This window comes from Peribacillus sp. R9-11 (assembly GCF_031345095.1).
Classification (GTDB): Bacteria; Bacillota; Bacilli; order Bacillales; family DSM-1321; genus Peribacillus; species Peribacillus butanolivorans.
In genome coordinates, this window is sequence record NZ_CP133763.1 from 446,750 (window position 1) to 461,050 (window position 14,301).

14 protein-coding genes are annotated in these 14,301 nt (G+C 38.7%); 11 read left to right on the plus strand and 3 right to left on the minus strand.

The genetic code is table 11. From position 1 onward, the window contains the following. The first annotated feature begins 624 nt into the window (after positions 1-624). The 5 genes from RE409_RS02190 (at position 625) to RE409_RS02210 (ending at position 5,243) form a co-directional block, all read left to right on the plus strand. Positions 625-1,041, plus strand: coding sequence for a hypothetical protein (locus RE409_RS02190; protein WP_309558438.1), 417 nt, complete (start codon positions 625-627; stop codon positions 1,039-1,041). Continuing rightward, positions 1,038-2,315 carry an ammonium transporter gene (locus RE409_RS02195; protein WP_201183215.1) on the plus strand — a complete coding sequence of 426 codons (1,278 nt, stop codon included), beginning with the start codon at positions 1,038-1,040 and terminating at the stop codon, positions 2,313-2,315. Before RE409_RS02190 ends, RE409_RS02195 begins: the two co-directional genes overlap by 4 nt. 36 nt (positions 2,316-2,351) lie before the next feature. Then, positions 2,352-2,579: a hypothetical protein gene (locus tag RE409_RS02200; RefSeq protein ID WP_309558439.1), complete on the plus strand. Its 228-nt coding sequence runs from the start codon at positions 2,352-2,354 to the stop codon at positions 2,577-2,579. Positions 2,580-3,124: 545 nt separating this feature from the next. Next, the gene (locus RE409_RS02205; RefSeq protein WP_309558440.1) at positions 3,125-4,990 is read left to right on the plus strand and encodes a DUF6583 family protein; all 1,866 of its coding nucleotides are present in this window, start codon (positions 3,125-3,127) and stop codon (positions 4,988-4,990) included. A 49-nt stretch (positions 4,991-5,039) separates the two neighbouring features. Then, complete coding sequence (locus RE409_RS02210; protein WP_309558441.1) at positions 5,040-5,243, plus strand: hypothetical protein; 204 nt, start codon at positions 5,040-5,042, stop codon at positions 5,241-5,243. A gap of 463 nt (positions 5,244-5,706) precedes the next feature. Here RE409_RS02210 and RE409_RS02215 read toward each other — a convergent pair whose 3' ends face one another. Further along, positions 5,707-6,153 carry a hypothetical protein gene (locus RE409_RS02215; protein WP_207196240.1) on the minus strand — a complete coding sequence of 149 codons (447 nt, stop codon included), beginning with the start codon at positions 6,151-6,153 and terminating at the stop codon, positions 5,707-5,709. A gap of 256 nt (positions 6,154-6,409) precedes the next feature. On the opposite strand from RE409_RS02215, the gene RE409_RS02220 reads away from it, so the two are divergent. The 5 genes from RE409_RS02220 to RE409_RS02240 all read left to right on the plus strand — a co-directional run bounded on the left by RE409_RS02220 (position 6,410) and on the right by RE409_RS02240 (position 10,869). Then, positions 6,410-7,066, plus strand: coding sequence for a 5-bromo-4-chloroindolyl phosphate hydrolysis family protein (locus RE409_RS02220; protein WP_201183207.1), 657 nt, complete (start codon positions 6,410-6,412; stop codon positions 7,064-7,066). Continuing rightward, positions 7,063-8,235 carry a toxic anion resistance protein gene (locus tag RE409_RS02225; protein WP_309558442.1) on the plus strand — a complete coding sequence of 391 codons (1,173 nt, stop codon included), beginning with the start codon at positions 7,063-7,065 and terminating at the stop codon, positions 8,233-8,235. Before RE409_RS02220 ends, RE409_RS02225 begins: the two co-directional genes overlap by 4 nt. 11 nt (positions 8,236-8,246) lie before the next feature. Further along, on the plus strand, positions 8,247-8,816 hold the full coding sequence (locus RE409_RS02230) for a nitroreductase family protein (protein WP_057218282.1): 570 nt from the start codon (positions 8,247-8,249) through the stop codon (positions 8,814-8,816). A gap of 207 nt (positions 8,817-9,023) precedes the next feature. Then, positions 9,024-9,530, plus strand: a complete 507-nt coding sequence (locus RE409_RS02235) for an SEC-C metal-binding domain-containing protein (protein ID WP_201183203.1) — start codon at positions 9,024-9,026, stop codon at positions 9,528-9,530. A 340-nt stretch (positions 9,531-9,870) separates the two neighbouring features. After that, entirely contained in the window at positions 9,871-10,869 is a 999-nt protein-coding gene (locus RE409_RS02240) for a S8 family peptidase (protein WP_201183201.1), read from the plus strand. Between the two features lie 43 nt (positions 10,870-10,912). Here the strand turns inward: RE409_RS02240 and RE409_RS02245 are convergent, their stop codons facing one another. After that, positions 10,913-11,575: a YcnI family copper-binding membrane protein gene (locus RE409_RS02245; protein WP_309558445.1), complete on the minus strand. Its 663-nt coding sequence runs from the start codon at positions 11,573-11,575 to the stop codon at positions 10,913-10,915. Between the two features lie 18 nt (positions 11,576-11,593). Then, a complete protein-coding gene (locus tag RE409_RS02250; RefSeq protein WP_309558447.1) occupies positions 11,594-13,225 on the minus strand; it encodes a copper resistance protein CopC in 1,632 nt (543 codons plus the stop codon). 175 nt (positions 13,226-13,400) lie between these two features. On the opposite strand from RE409_RS02250, the gene RE409_RS02255 reads away from it, so the two are divergent. After that, positions 13,401-14,270: a VOC family protein gene (locus tag RE409_RS02255; protein ID WP_201222329.1), complete on the plus strand. Its 870-nt coding sequence runs from the start codon at positions 13,401-13,403 to the stop codon at positions 14,268-14,270. Positions 14,271-14,301 lie beyond the last annotated feature (31 nt).

Sequence of the window (14,301 nt, forward strand, 5' to 3'; positions counted from 1 at the left end):
CAATCCCTTGTTTGCTTAAAAATCGCATGGCCTTGAGGATGAAACTTGATAAGGTTTATAAAATAATTTGTTTCCGATTCAAAGTATTTTATTGAGGGGGTTTAGTTTTGCTTCTTCAGTATAAAAAGGTAGCAAACGCCGATTGGCTGATACTTCTTTTGAACAAGTAACCCGGATTACTGAAGAACCAGTTATCAGTATACGGCGGATGTGGCTTTAGCGTCTGATGGAAACAGTTTGTTTTCATGAAAGTTAACTGCCACTCTGTTTCGTCAAGTGATGGTTGGTATATTTAAACTGAGGGTGTGCCGGGGGAACTGAGCAGTTTTTATGTGTAAAAAAGTAAAGGGACTGAGTTCGATTATTTAAGGGGAATTGCGCTTATCTATATTTAATCAAACGATTGATTAATAGCTGGAATAGTAATAAATATGGGGAGATAGCTAGCTTTTTTTGTATGTAAGGGAGTCAGCTATTTAAACAAATAAGTGCATTGTACGATTCAATTATTCACTCTAATTTAAAAACTGCCATAGTGTTTTAAAATTTTTAAAAAGTTGACTCAATTCAGAATTATACATATAATCATATTAAAGCTAACGTGATAACGTGAGGTGATATAACATGATGGTGGTTTTAGACGATTTGTATAATAGAGTGGTTTTTCAAATTTCGTTGGAAGAAGTAATGAAAGTTCTGCAAGGAATCAAGAGCAAACAAGAGTCGGAGATTGAATCAATGAAAAATAGGATACATAAATACGAGCAAAAACGAAGAGCAGAGGAAGCGTGGTATCAATCGCTATCCCCATTTAAACGGTTTTTTACGGGACGGGCTCCGAGCCATCATCAGGCTGTAGAGCATTTGGTGAATGTTAAAGAAAGATATATCAAAATTGAGAGTATAAAACAAAAGGTCACTATTATAAATGAGGCGATGGGCTTACTGGAAGCAGACCCGGAAAAACGCGAAATAATATTGCCACCTACCATCATAGAAGATATAAAGGCTTGGCGGAAAGTGGAGGGACTACCAATATGACATTAGAAACGTTAAATGCTGGATTGGATACAATCTGGGTTGTTCTGACAGCAGCCATGATTCTATTAATGGAGGGCGGCTTTGCCTTATTAGAGGCAGGGTTTGTTCGTACTAAGAATAATGTGAACATCATTATGAAGGTTTTTGCTGATATTACAATTGGTACGCTTTGTTATTTCGTATTAGGTTTTGGGTTAATGTATGGGACGGATTTAATAGGGAGTATCGGGACGAGTGGTTTTATGCTGAAAGGTGATTTGTCGCACATCGATTTGACCATTTCAATAGATGCATTTTGGCTATTTCAAGGGGCGTTTGTAATTGCGGTAATCTCCATCGTTTCCGGAGCCGTTGCGGAAAGGATTAATTTTCGCGCGTACCTTATCTATGTGGTCATGATGACGGCGTTTATCTATCCGATTGCCGGTCACTGGGTATGGGGCGGCGGCTGGCTAAGTGAGTTAGGGATGCGGGATTTTGCAGGCTCAGCGGTCATTCATGCACTAGGTGGTTTTTCTGCACTGGCAGCAGCCATGGTGATTGGTCCGAGAGTGGGAAAATTTCCGTCAGAGGGACCTAGTTCTATTTCCCTGCCTAGTAATCTCCCGTTGGCATCGGTTGGAGCGTTCCTCTTATGGTTCGGCTGGTTTGGGTTTAATGCAGGAAGTACTCTGCAGGCTACAGATGGTCGTATCGGACATATTGCCATTGTCACGATGCTCTCAGCTGCATCAGGTGGTGCAGGTACTATGCTTTATACGTTATTTCGCTATGGACGATCAGATGCTCCGTCCGTCATCAATGGTTCACTAGCAGGACTTGTTGGCATTACTGCTGGCTGCGCTTTCGTTAGTGATATTGCTGCGATCCTAATTGGGGCAGTTTCCGGAATGCTTATGATAGCAGCGACTAACTGGTTAGAAGCCCGTAAGATTGATGATCCAGTGGGGGCCTTTCCTGTCCATGCGGCTTCTGGTATGTGGGGAACAATAGCTGTAGGTCTTTTTGCTACAGAAGGTGGTCTATTTACAGGTGGAGGATGGCATTTACTTAGGGTTCAAGCGTTGGGATTAATGGTATTGTGTATTTGGGGATTTGTATTAACATGGATGGTTTTTAAAGTCATCAATATTTGGGTACCAATTCGGTCTACGGATGAAGAAGAAGAGCTAGGCCTGGATATCAGCTATCATGGTATCATGGCCACTCATACCTCTCCAGAGTTTATTAAGTCAGAGAATTACTTTAAGCAGGAAGAAGAGGTAAAAAGGTAAGATTTATCTTAGAATAGAGTAAGAGGTGATTTATAAATGGGCACATGCAATCTAAATCATTCCCAGCAAGATGTCAGATTGAAATTAGAGAGTCAAATGAGATTTTTACCAAAGGACTTAGGTAAGAAATTGGGCCGCTTTCTAGAAAACGAAAATTCTCAGGAAACACTGAACGAATTGTTTCATCTTTTAAAGAAGTACGATTTGGCTTCTAAGGGAGAACAAGATGCAAGAAATGAAAAGTTAAATCATTTTATGAGATGATCGAGAAAGAACGGGAGTGCAAGAATGGCTCCTGTTCTTTTTTTGTTCCTGGTTTAAATTTGTAATATTTCCGAAAATAAATGGTTAAACATTCTTTTTGAGCGGAGTGAGAAATGAGGATCATGGGAGGCTTTAATAAAAATTCTTAAGTGATAATTTCATGGGGTATTTACATACTTATACAGAGGGCGCAGGGAAACTCGCTCCTTGATATTATTAGATACCTGTTTCGAGGAGTATTTAATGTAATAACAAGTAAAGGATGGAGGTGATTTATTGTTCAACGGCTATTCATGATATTTGAACAGATGAGGTGAGAAGGCATAGATTTCCGAACATGAATTTGAGAGTTATTTTTAGAAATTTAGAATATGGATATTAATTAACAATAATTTAATAATATGGGTAATAATAGTGCTCGTTATTTCCGTCGTTATTTACCTAAAATGTGTAATTATTGAAATGAATTATTTATGATGAAAAAGTACTAAATTTATAGGAGTTTATGTGTTAAGTGAGTAGGAAAAGGGAGAGAGTCCTAATAAATGAAAAATTGTAAATCATGTGGTAAGACGGTGAGTGAGGATTCTAAACTTTGCCTATCATGTGGCGCTTCTGTAGGTGAAGACCAAAAAACAGAAGAGGAAATGGCTACTTCTGAATTGAGGCAAGAACAAATCGAGGAAAAGCCCTCAAAAAAGCTATTCAAGAAAAAAACGTTAATTATTACGGCAGTATTAGCATTTATCATCATTACCAGTGCAGTTGCAGCTATTATTCATAAATCCCCGAAAGAGCTGTATCTTCTGTCTGAATACAAAACGTATCAGAATTACAAAGAGGAATGGACCAATAAGTATGGCAATTCAATTGAATTCCAAGAGAAAATGATGAAGCAACCTTCTAGTTCAGATATGACCCTTAGTGGAAGTGTCGAAATGGATTCATTAGGAAATAATCCAGACTTTGAAATGATTCAAGAATTATTGAGCCATATATCTTTTACAGCCAATACTGAACAGGATCCTATAAGCAAACAAGGTCACTACAAATTAGCCTTGAATGTCGAAAAGGAGAATGCTTTGGAAATTGAAATGTTCCAAAGTAAGGATAAACTCGGTTTGAAGGTTCCGGTGTTATATGAAAAATTCTTTTATTTGAATATTGTTGAATATGGTGAGTTCATGCGTATGATTGATCCCTTATATGAGGGGCCTGAAACCTTAGAAGTATCGGATCTTAAATGGCAGGACCTGAAATTAACTGAGAAAGAACAGAAATATATTCAAAAACGGTATGGGTTATTCTTATTGGACCGATTAGAGGGTGAGAACTTTAAGGTACAAAAAGGCGTGGAATATAAGCATGAAGGCGAGACGATGAAGTTAAGGGAAGTGACTCTTAAGTTATCTGCCTCGGAAACTAAAAACCTTGTAAATGATTTTATGGATCAATTAATTGAAGATAATAAGCTTCATAGCATGATAGTTAATCGAGCACAAAAAGTGGCGAAGGCTAATGCGATGGCAGATGACGTAGGGGTGCTTGATACAAAAGAAATGAAACGACAATTAATTAATGGGTTAAAAGATGCAAAGAATGAAATGAAGGATATTAGTTTTCCAAATGGGTTTTCTTCTACATTACTAATTAACAAGAGTGAGCAAGTTATCGACCGTAAAGTAACAATGGCGGTAGGAGGAAACTCAGATCAGGTCAATATGAAAGTGAACAGTAAAAATATTCCTTATGGGAATGATCAGATATTTGAAGAATTTAGCGTTGCATTATCTCCTGAAAAAGATGAGGATTCCCAGGTTATGTTCCAAGTTACAAATGATGTGGCTGTTAATAAAGATACGCGGGCTGAAAATCTTAAGGCTTCCTTTATGTATGAAGAGTACGGGGAGAGTGAGGAAATCAAGTTTGCGATGAAGAGTGATATTAACGGAGAAAACGGTGGTAAGCAGAACATCATTAGGAATTTTAACCTGAACTTCGCCGGTGGTGATTTATCTGATATGCCTTCTGCCTTTAAAGGAACAATTAAACAAGCGAGCGATCTTAACCTAAAGAAAGACTATTCCAATAGGAAATTTGAAGTAAAGCTTGGTCTAGAGGGTGATTTGGATTCAGGAACGGTTACAGTCAAGCTAGATTCTAAGACGAAGCTAAAGGATAAAGCCGATCTGCCAGATTTGGAGCTAGATTCTGGTGAAGGGTTAAGCGTAGTGAACATTTCTGAAAATGAGATGTATAAAATTCAGGAAGAAGTAGGAACGAATTTAAAGGAGCTTGGTGTCAAATATGGGCTCATTCCGGAAGATAGGTATCAGTTCGATATTTACGATGAAGCTAGTTATGACGGTTATTATCAATTTGAAGACAAACATTCGGATGATAAGTTTTAGGTAGGGTGTGTTTTACATGAGAAACACGTTGGTTTTTACTTCCTTTTATTTGAAGGTACTATTAGAAAATAGGAAGGCAGCCGAAGGAATGTGGCTGACTCCTATTTTCTTTTTATTGGGCGCAGCAGTCATTGGAAACTACTTTTTGAAAGAAGAGAGCCGAGTACAGCCATTTAAAGTAGCGATAGTAAAGATGATCCTACGGTTGAAACAAAGTTGGTCATCGAACAGCTTACAGATAGTCCACATTTGAACGGGATTATGACCAAGTTTGGAGGTTGATCAAAAAGAGGCAGAAGAGCTACTGCAAAACCAAACTGGAAATTAATCATTGTTGAAAAAAGACGGCCCAGCAAGGAAGAACAATGGTGTACATTACATATGACATGAGCGAAATCATGAAACTCTGTGACCGAATCGGTGTTCTGCAATATGGCGTCATGAATCACAGGTACCCTCAAGGAAGCGGCCGAAAGCTTCGGGGAATAAGGCTATTACAACATATCCCTAGAAGAAGTAGTATACAGACTATTAAGCGAAACGGATGATTGTTTGGAGAACTGGCAAATCAGTTAAGGCAACCCGAAATGACCGTTTTGTTAAGCTTTATACCTCTTAATCAATCGTTTGATTAATTCCATGTTCTTTTGATGAAAGAGCTAGTGAAAACGTAAAAAAACAGCAGAGGCCCATAATGAGCTCCTGCTGTTTTTTTCCTAAAAGCCATCATCTGTAGCGGAGAATGGGATGCTCAAGTTCCTTTCCACGGCCCGCAGTCTTTGATTAAGTCTGTTCAATCTGTTCGTATGACGCTGATCATTTTGGCTTAGCCTAGTTATTTCCTGGTTAACACGGTTCACTTCTCGATTCACCCGCGTAATCTCTTGGTTCAGTCGATTGATTTCTCTCGTTTGTTGCTCATTTTGACGCTCAAGCTCCCGAACTCTTCTTTCAATTTGTTGAGTTTGCGGCGGTTGTCTTTCAAAATCAAACTCCTCGGGCAAATGGTTATATGGATCGTCTTGAATCTGCTGAAAATTCCAATCTTGCTGTGGTACATATTCATATCGTTCGGGTTGTTGGAAGTATGGGTTGAAATTAGCCTGAATGTACTGATGATTTCCATTTTGTTGTGGAAAAGGATAAAAACCGTGTGAATTCATAGTTAGCTCTCCTTTGCAAACGGGATAGATACCCTATAACTTATGTGAGTTCTAGTAAAGTGGCAAGGCGATAGCCTAAAAAGAGTATAATGAAGAGGGGGCATTTTCCAATGAAAATATAAATTCATCGCTAAATTTGCAGAAACCATCCTGTTCCTATATCGTTTAAGTAGGAGAAAATTTTCTTCCATCTTGAAACCAATTACTGTGATAATCGTATATATAGAAAAGAGTGTAAGTCAGGAGTGTAGTGAAAATGAATCGCTTTCTTGCCGATGTTGTTCCAATATTAATTGCATTTCCAATGGTTTTGCCGGTTTGGCTGATTAGCTATTTTGCATTGAATCAATCGTTTGTTCTTTCTGTTGTCTTTTCCTTAGTTGGAGGGGGCCTCGCATACTGGCTAAGTTCCGTCTACTTTTCCTCACGATTCCTCAAAAAACATGAATTGACAAGAAAAGAATATCAATATATAAAGAAAAATTTAAGTGAAGCAAAACCGAAAATATGGCGAGTGCAAAAGGCACTAATTTCGGTCAGGCATATCTCTTCTTTTAAACAGAGGAAGGATATGATAAAGATGATCAGGAAAATATATAGTCTTACCAAAAAAGAACCAAAGCGCTTTTACCAGGCGGAACAATTTTATTATTCCCATCTGGATTCAGCCACGGAGTTGGCAGAGAAATATGTTTTTTTATCTCAGCAGCCCAGAAAGAATAAGGAGCTCGAACTATCTTTAACAGAAACACGTAAAACTTTAAAGGATCTTACTAAAACTATAGAAAAGGATTTATATAAAGTGATTGCCGATGATATAGATAACCTCAACTTTGAATTGGACGTTGCGAAGCAAACCATTAAAACTAGAAAAGAGTCACAAGTAATCGATGAAAGCAGGAGGTTAAAATGAATAATAATGATCCAAACCTGTTAAATAATACGACTAACTCCAATTTAATTGATGATCTTTTAGCCAATCCATTTGACGAGGTGCAGCAGTTGGAGAAGCTTTCTCCCCAGGAAGCGAAGCCGGTCAAACTGATTGATGTCATTCCGGAAGAAAACCGGGCAAAGGCCTACCAGCTTGCTGAACAAATTGACCCAACAAATCACCAGGCGATGATTTCCTATGGTACACCCGCTCAATCAAAACTCTTAACCTTTTCGAATTCGATGCTTGAGCATGTACAAAAAAAGGATGTAGGTGAAGTGGGCGACATTATCAGTGATTTAATGAAGAAGTTAAATGATCTGAGCCCGGATGAGCTTAAACCGGATAAGCCCTCGTTTTTTGCGCGTATGTTCGGGAAGTTGACGGGATCTGTACAGGAAGTACTTTCTAAGTATCAAAAAACAGGGGCTCAAATTGATCGAATCAGTGTAAAACTCGATCGGAGCAAGAATATCCTGCTATCGGATATCGTAATCCTTGAAAAGCTTTATGAAACGAATAAGGAATATTTTCAAGCGTTAAATGTCTACATTGCAGCGGGGGAAATTAAACTTGAAGAAATTCATGAGAAAACAATTCCAGAGCTAAAGAAATCTGCGGAATTAAGCAATGATCAAATGAAGTTTCAAGAAGTCAATGATATGCGCCAATTTGCTGAAAGATTAGATAAAAGGCTGTATGATTTGAAATTGAGTCGTGAAATCACCATTCAAAGCGCCCCGCAAATTAGGCTGATACAAAACACAAATCAGGCGCTTGTCGAGAAAATCCAATCTTCAATAATGACGGCCATTCCACTTTGGAAAAATCAGGTTGCAATTGCATTGACCTTGATCAGGCAGCGTCATGCTGTGGAGGCACAAAAGCAGGTTTCCAAAACGACAAATGATTTGCTATTAAAAAACTCGGAAATGCTGAAAATAAATACCATTGAAACGGCTAAGGAAAATGAGCGAGGGCTTGTCGACATTGAAACATTAAAGAACACCCAAGCTAATTTAATTTCCACGCTTGAAGAAACAATGCGAATTCAAGAAGAAGGCAGGCATAAACGTCGACATGCTGAACAGGAACTGGCTGCGATGGAGAATGAACTAAAGCAGAAACTTTTAGAGATAAAGGGATAAGGAGAGATTACATGGAAACTATTGAAGCTATAAAAACGAGAAGAAGTATTGGGGTTGTTAAACAAGATCCGGTACCAAAAGAATTGATTGAACAAATAATTGAAGCTGGAACGTATGCACCTAATCATCATCGAACAGAGCCTTGGCGTTTTTTTGTACTAACAGGAGAAGGAAGAAATAAACTAGGGCAGGTCTTTGAAGAGATAACAAGAATTGAAAATGCAGATGATACCCCGGAGAGTTTAATAAGTAAGATGGAAAGACAAAAAAAGAATCCACTAAGAGCTCCGGTCATTATTGCAGTAGGTATTGAACCTAGTGATAAGAATAATGTTTTAGTATCCGAAGAATATGCAGCAGTGAACAGTGCCGTTCAGAATATGCTTCTTGCCGCACATTCTCTAGGTCTTGGGGCAGTATGGAGAACTGGCAAAATCACCTATAATACGAAGGTTCGGGAATTTTTCAACTTATCCTCAAAAGGAGAAATACTAGCATTCATTTACTTGGGTTATCCCGATATGGAGCCAAAACCGGCTAAAAAAACACCGATTGATGAATTGACTACTTGGATCGAATGAAAAATTAATGGGAAGTAAATATAGGAGCAGTTGCATCAGTATAAACACACTGCGGCAGCTGTTTTTTTGTTCGATAAGATTTCTTTAATAGGTTTTTACCATATAGGATTTTGGCTTTCTTATGCTTCGTTTCAAGTGACGATTGAGGTTTTAGGTTGTACAATACATAGGGTGAATAAATTTTGATGAATTAGGATGTGTCTATAGATGAGAACGATTGATCCATTTGAGATTCTAGATGGAAAAGCGATTAAATATTTGGATGTTTTTGGCGTTGAGGATGGAATTGCTTTAAAGAGTAAGTATGAAGATAAAACGTATTGGATATATGATTATTATTGCATGCATCAGACCTGTGATTGCCAGGAAGTGTACCTTGAATTCGTGGAGGAGCGCAAGACCACCAGTCAGGCCGGACAGCATTTTGGAGTTCGGGTTTCATTCCGAGATAATCAATTCGTCCTAGAGGATTATAATATTTCCAAGCAAAAGGCGATGGATATTGCTGAAGACACGTTAAAGTACAGTAAAGACGTAATGGAACTGTTTAAGAAGCGCTATCAGCAAATGAAGGAAAAAGGCTCACAAATTATCATGGAGAGTGCAAAAGCGGCTAAAATGCCTCATGTTCATACAGAACCAGTCATCGGAAGAAATGAGCCATGTCTATGTGGCAGCGGGAAAAAATACAAAAAATGCTGCGGTGCAGCTTAAGTTCATTTAAGGGAGGCTGACTCGATTCGGAGTCGCTTCTTTTTTTTGAAATCTAACATGGAAAAATAGAATGATTTCATAAATAAAAAAAATACTATAGTATTACAGGAACGTTTGTTCTATAATAAGGGTACCAGATAGTGACAAGAAGAAGAAATAAAAAGTAGTAATTTAGACGGAATTTTCCGAATACTCCTTTTTTATTTTCAAAAATCTGGTATATATAAGAGAGAAGAGTTTTTTGATCTCATCTCTTTCAACGGTAGACGGCAACCAGACGGGATAGAAGATCCCCCACTGATGGCAGTTTAACTTATTGAACGAAGGAAGGGGTAATCAAATGACAAAAGAAAAAAGATTAATACCTTACAAAGTTCTTGAAGTAATGGACACGGTTAAAGAAAAAATTCCTGAGGGTGTAGAGCTTGTGAAAGCCCCGGCAATTTGGGAAAAGAGCAATTATGGTGAAGGCGTGGTCGTTGCTGTCATCGATACAGGCATTGATAAAGAGCATCCAGACCTCAAAGAAAGAATTATTGGTGGAAAGGATTTTACCAATACCGGGGATTATCAAGATGATAACGGGCATGGAACACATGTCAGCGGTACGGTTTTGGCTGCCCTTAATAAAGTTGGAGTAGTTGGAGTGGCTCCGAAAGCAAGTATTTTAGCGTTGAAAGCCTTAAATGGAAAAGGACAAGGCGATATAAATTGGATTAATGGAGCTTTAGAGTATGCGATTAATTGGCAGGGGCCTAATGAAGAAAAGGTTTCAGTTATTTCACTTTCCCTCGGTGGTCCTCCAGATGAGGCGGAACATAAGCTTATTCAAAGAGCGCTTCAGAAAGATATCCTTGTTGTATGTGCAGCTGGAAATAGTGGGGATGGGCGTGATGAAACGGATGAATTGGATTACCCAGGGGCATATCCCGAGGTAGTGGAAGTCGGAGCCGTGGATTTAAGCAGAAATTTGGCGGATTTTTCAAATACAAATGATGAAATTGACCTGGTAGCGCCAGGAGTTGATATTCTCTCTACGTATCCAGGAAATAGATATGCTAGGCTGAGCGGAACGTCTATGGCAACGCCTCATGTAAGCGGTGCGGCAGCTCTTTTGAAAGTGATTGCTGAAAAGGAATTTGGCCGTAAGCTAACTGAAGCGGAATTATATGCACAGTTAGTGAAAAGTACAGAAGATCTGGGAATAAGCAAAAGAGCCCAGGGGAATGGGCTACTAAACTTAACAATAGCGGAACAAAGAGTTGAAAAATCCATTAAGATTACCATAGAATCAGAAAATCTTCAGTTACCAAGTAAAACGGTGGTCATGGAATATTAAAAATAAAAAAGGTGTCCCAAGAAATTTTGGGACACCTAAAAGATTATTTTTTACTTTTCCTAATGGCTGCTAAAAGGGCTACAATAGAGAGAATCAAAGATATCCCTGCAAGAGTAATGATCAGTGTTTCATTGCTATCATCTTCTGTTTTTGCAGAATCCTTTGAACTGTCGGCTGAATTTGAAGCTGCGTGATCACTTTTTTCTGCATGGCTATGGCCCTCAGATCCTGTATTAGCTTTGGAAGCTACCGAAATCTCAGTTACAGAATGCGGTAGATTGGAGCTTTCATCTCCACTCCATTCAACAATTTCACCATCTTCATAATATTGAAAGGCATCCCAAGCTACATTTGTTTCTTCTTTAGGGTTTTGGGCAACGAATAAAAATTGCTGGAATTGTCCAGCGGCAATTCCTTCATCGGTCGCTTCCCATGTTACCGTTTTTACATGACCTTCTTTGTTACCTTCAGTTGTTACTTTCCACCCTGGTACAGGCTGGTAGCTTTCAAAAGTAATGCCTTCCGGTATCTTTAAAGTCACCTTGGTGGTGGCAGTTTCTTTTTCAACGGGTACTTTAAGTGTATAGGTTTCCCAAGCCTCAGGTGCAGATGAACTAGGCTTAACAGTAACGTGTGCATTCGCTGAACCAGAAAAAATGAATAGTGCAGCAAATGTAGAGATAAGAAGCTTTGAAATGTTTTTCATTTAAATAAATCCCTTCTGTTATGAATTTCCTACTAATATTGTAAAATCGGCATCAATTGAATCTAGACTTTCAGTTAATCCATGGACCTGAATCTTCCACTTTCCTGACATGGTTAGAATCGACTTGGATGTAAACGTACCTGTATTTTCTCCCTGAAGTTGAAGTTTTATTTCTCCTCCGCCGGTATCTACAGGCTCCATTATGATTGTAAGCTGTTCAACTTCGGTATAAGGCATGCCTTCATCATTGGATATGTTTACTTGGATTCTGTTTTCACCGACTTCATTGGGAGTTACCATTAACGTAACCTCATTATTTTCTGCAGTCATCAAAGTTTTCTCAATTGGTCCTGGAGAAGACATGGCCGTTTGGACATTTGTTAATAGAGCGGCTACAAGGAGAACGACGATTCCTACACCAAACTCTATTCCCACACTATAACCAAGTTTTTTTTCTTTCTTTTTCCCCCTGAAAAAATGAAATGCTCCTAAAACGATCATGACTAACATGAGACCAACTTTCGCAAGTAACAATTGTCCATATGTTGTTTTTAACAATGAATGGATAGTCGGTACATGCTGTAAGCTGCTATATATCCCGCTAACGATCAGTATGATTACAAACAGAAATGCCCATCTGGAAAACCTTTGAATGATTGACCAGTAAAATATTTTCTTATCTTCTGTCTGCCGATCAGCAAGCCCAGGCAATATCACCAATAAGGCCATAAGGCCGCCCAACCATAAAGCCATGGACAATAAATGGAGGAAATCCATCAAAACGGCCAGAACCTGATTAGGAACAGCTGCCGTATGTCCAATTGAAGCCTTACAAACCATCAAGCTGACTATTATGATGAAAGAAAGATAGGGTAGTGATTTATTCAGGGAGTTCTCTAGCATGAAATAAATCACTAAAAATAGAAAGAGCAATATTAGAATTTCAACGATCCAGATGGCTCCAAAGTTTGTAGCATTCAATACTTCTTTTATATAACTCACATTAAATGCATCAGTCCAACCTACGCCAGCGTCAATCGTCACCTTTAAAGGCAGACTGAAGAAGATGGAAAATGCTAAACCTGCATATGAAAGCCAAAGGTATAGACGGGCTCTTCTGCTGGCTTCAAAAAGGCGAGAATCCTTCATTAACGATAATTGGAAAAAAAGGATTCCGGTAAGGGCTGCAAAAGATATGTATTGAAGACTTTGCAGGAAAACGTTGATGGAATTCGGAAAACCTGCATTCATTTCGGGATTTTCTTGGTCTGATAGGCCCGCTGAATCTCCGAATTGAAAGGGGATTGTCCCTTCAATGGGGTGGCCATCACTCGAAACCACTCTCCATTTTATGTTGTAAATTCCTTCATCGAGAGTGCCTTTCCACTTAGCTTCCAGTATTTTTTCACTTTGTTCCGAGATTGTACTGTCTTGAATTTGTATTTTGTCCCCATCTTGGCTGAATACCTCAAGTGAATGGAAAGCTGGTTGTATATTCTCACTGAATTGAATGCTGATCTTTTCAGGAAGAGTATCCATTGCTTCATTTGGACTAGGATTAGAACTTATAACAGAAGCGTGACCAGAAGCCGTTACTGGATATAAAAGCAAACTGAATAGGCTGATAACCAGCCATAAATAATTCTTCATATTGGTGCGTCATCACCCTTTCATAAGATTATGCAAGCTCAGTATAAAATAAAAATGTGAAAAAACAGTGAAAAAAAAAATACTTATATAAGGAAATTAAGAAATACTAGAAAGAGATAAAATACCTATAATAAATTTACCACTTAACGTAACTAAAATGAAAAGAGGACAGAAAATGAAATTTCAAAGTTATCCCAACACCTATGTCGGCTATGTACATATCATTATAGAGGATTTATCGCGTAGTTTAAAATTTTATAAGGAGATTATTGGATTCGAAGTACTTGAGCAATCTGCTGATAAAGCAGTGTTAACAGCAGATGGGAAGACGCCACTACTGATTTTGGAACAACCAGATGGTGTAACACCGAAGCAATTGAGGACGACTGGTTTATATCATTTTGCGCTTTTAGTACCATGCAGAGCTGATTTGGCTAAGATATTACTGCACTTGATTCAATGTCGATATCCGCTGCAAGGAGCTTCGGATCACTATGTAAGTGAGGCCATTTATTTAGGGGATCCTGACGGAAATGGAATTGAAATTTATTGTGATAGGCCGGAAGAAACCTGGAAGTGGCAGAATGGGCAAGTCGAAATGGGTACGGAGGCCCTTGATGCAGAAGGACTATTAGCAGAAAATGATGAATCACCTTGGGCAGGTCTGCCAAGTGAAACCGTAATGGGCCACATTCATTTACACGTAGCAGACATTGGTGCTACCGAAGAGTTTTATACAAAAGGACTAGGCTTTGAAATTGTTGTACGATATGGAGGGCAAGCCCTATTTGTCTCTACAGGCAACTACCATCATCACATTGGCCTTAATACATGGAATGGAGTCGGGGCTCCTGCACCGGAGGCAACAAGTGTAGGACTGAAATCGTTCACGCTTATTTTACCAAGTGAAGAGGCACGAAAAAACACAGTAGAGCGATTACAGCAATTAGGATCATTTATAAACCAGGAGAAAGAAGCTGTTGTAACAAAGGATCCGTCAGGAAATGTCATCCATTTAGTCGTTCCCACATTAAGAAATAATTAAGGTTTCTTTGTTAACCTGACCCTACCACATT

Coding starts and splice junctions, on each gene's coding strand:
- RE409_RS02200 (WP_309558439.1), top strand. CDS start 2,352: ATGGGCACATGCAATCTAAATCATTCCCAGCAAGATGTCAGATTGAAA.
- RE409_RS02255 (WP_201222329.1), top strand. CDS start 13,401: ATGAAATTTCAAAGTTATCCCAACACCTATGTCGGCTATGTACATATC.
- RE409_RS02190 (WP_309558438.1), top strand. CDS start 625: ATGATGGTGGTTTTAGACGATTTGTATAATAGAGTGGTTTTTCAAATT.
- RE409_RS02245 (WP_309558445.1), bottom strand. CDS start 11,575: ATGAAAAACATTTCAAAGCTTCTTATCTCTACATTTGCTGCACTATTC.
- RE409_RS02230 (WP_057218282.1), top strand. CDS start 8,247: ATGGAAACTATTGAAGCTATAAAAACGAGAAGAAGTATTGGGGTTGTT.
- RE409_RS02215 (WP_207196240.1), bottom strand. CDS start 6,153: ATGAATTCACACGGTTTTTATCCTTTTCCACAACAAAATGGAAATCAT.
- RE409_RS02205 (WP_309558440.1), top strand. CDS start 3,125: ATGAAAAATTGTAAATCATGTGGTAAGACGGTGAGTGAGGATTCTAAA.
- RE409_RS02225 (WP_309558442.1), top strand. CDS start 7,063: ATGAATAATAATGATCCAAACCTGTTAAATAATACGACTAACTCCAAT.
- RE409_RS02220 (WP_201183207.1), top strand. CDS start 6,410: ATGAATCGCTTTCTTGCCGATGTTGTTCCAATATTAATTGCATTTCCA.
- RE409_RS02235 (WP_201183203.1), top strand. CDS start 9,024: ATGAGAACGATTGATCCATTTGAGATTCTAGATGGAAAAGCGATTAAA.
- RE409_RS02195 (WP_201183215.1), top strand. CDS start 1,038: ATGACATTAGAAACGTTAAATGCTGGATTGGATACAATCTGGGTTGTT.
- RE409_RS02250 (WP_309558447.1), bottom strand. CDS start 13,225: ATGAAGAATTATTTATGGCTGGTTATCAGCCTATTCAGTTTGCTTTTA.
- RE409_RS02240 (WP_201183201.1), top strand. CDS start 9,871: ATGACAAAAGAAAAAAGATTAATACCTTACAAAGTTCTTGAAGTAATG.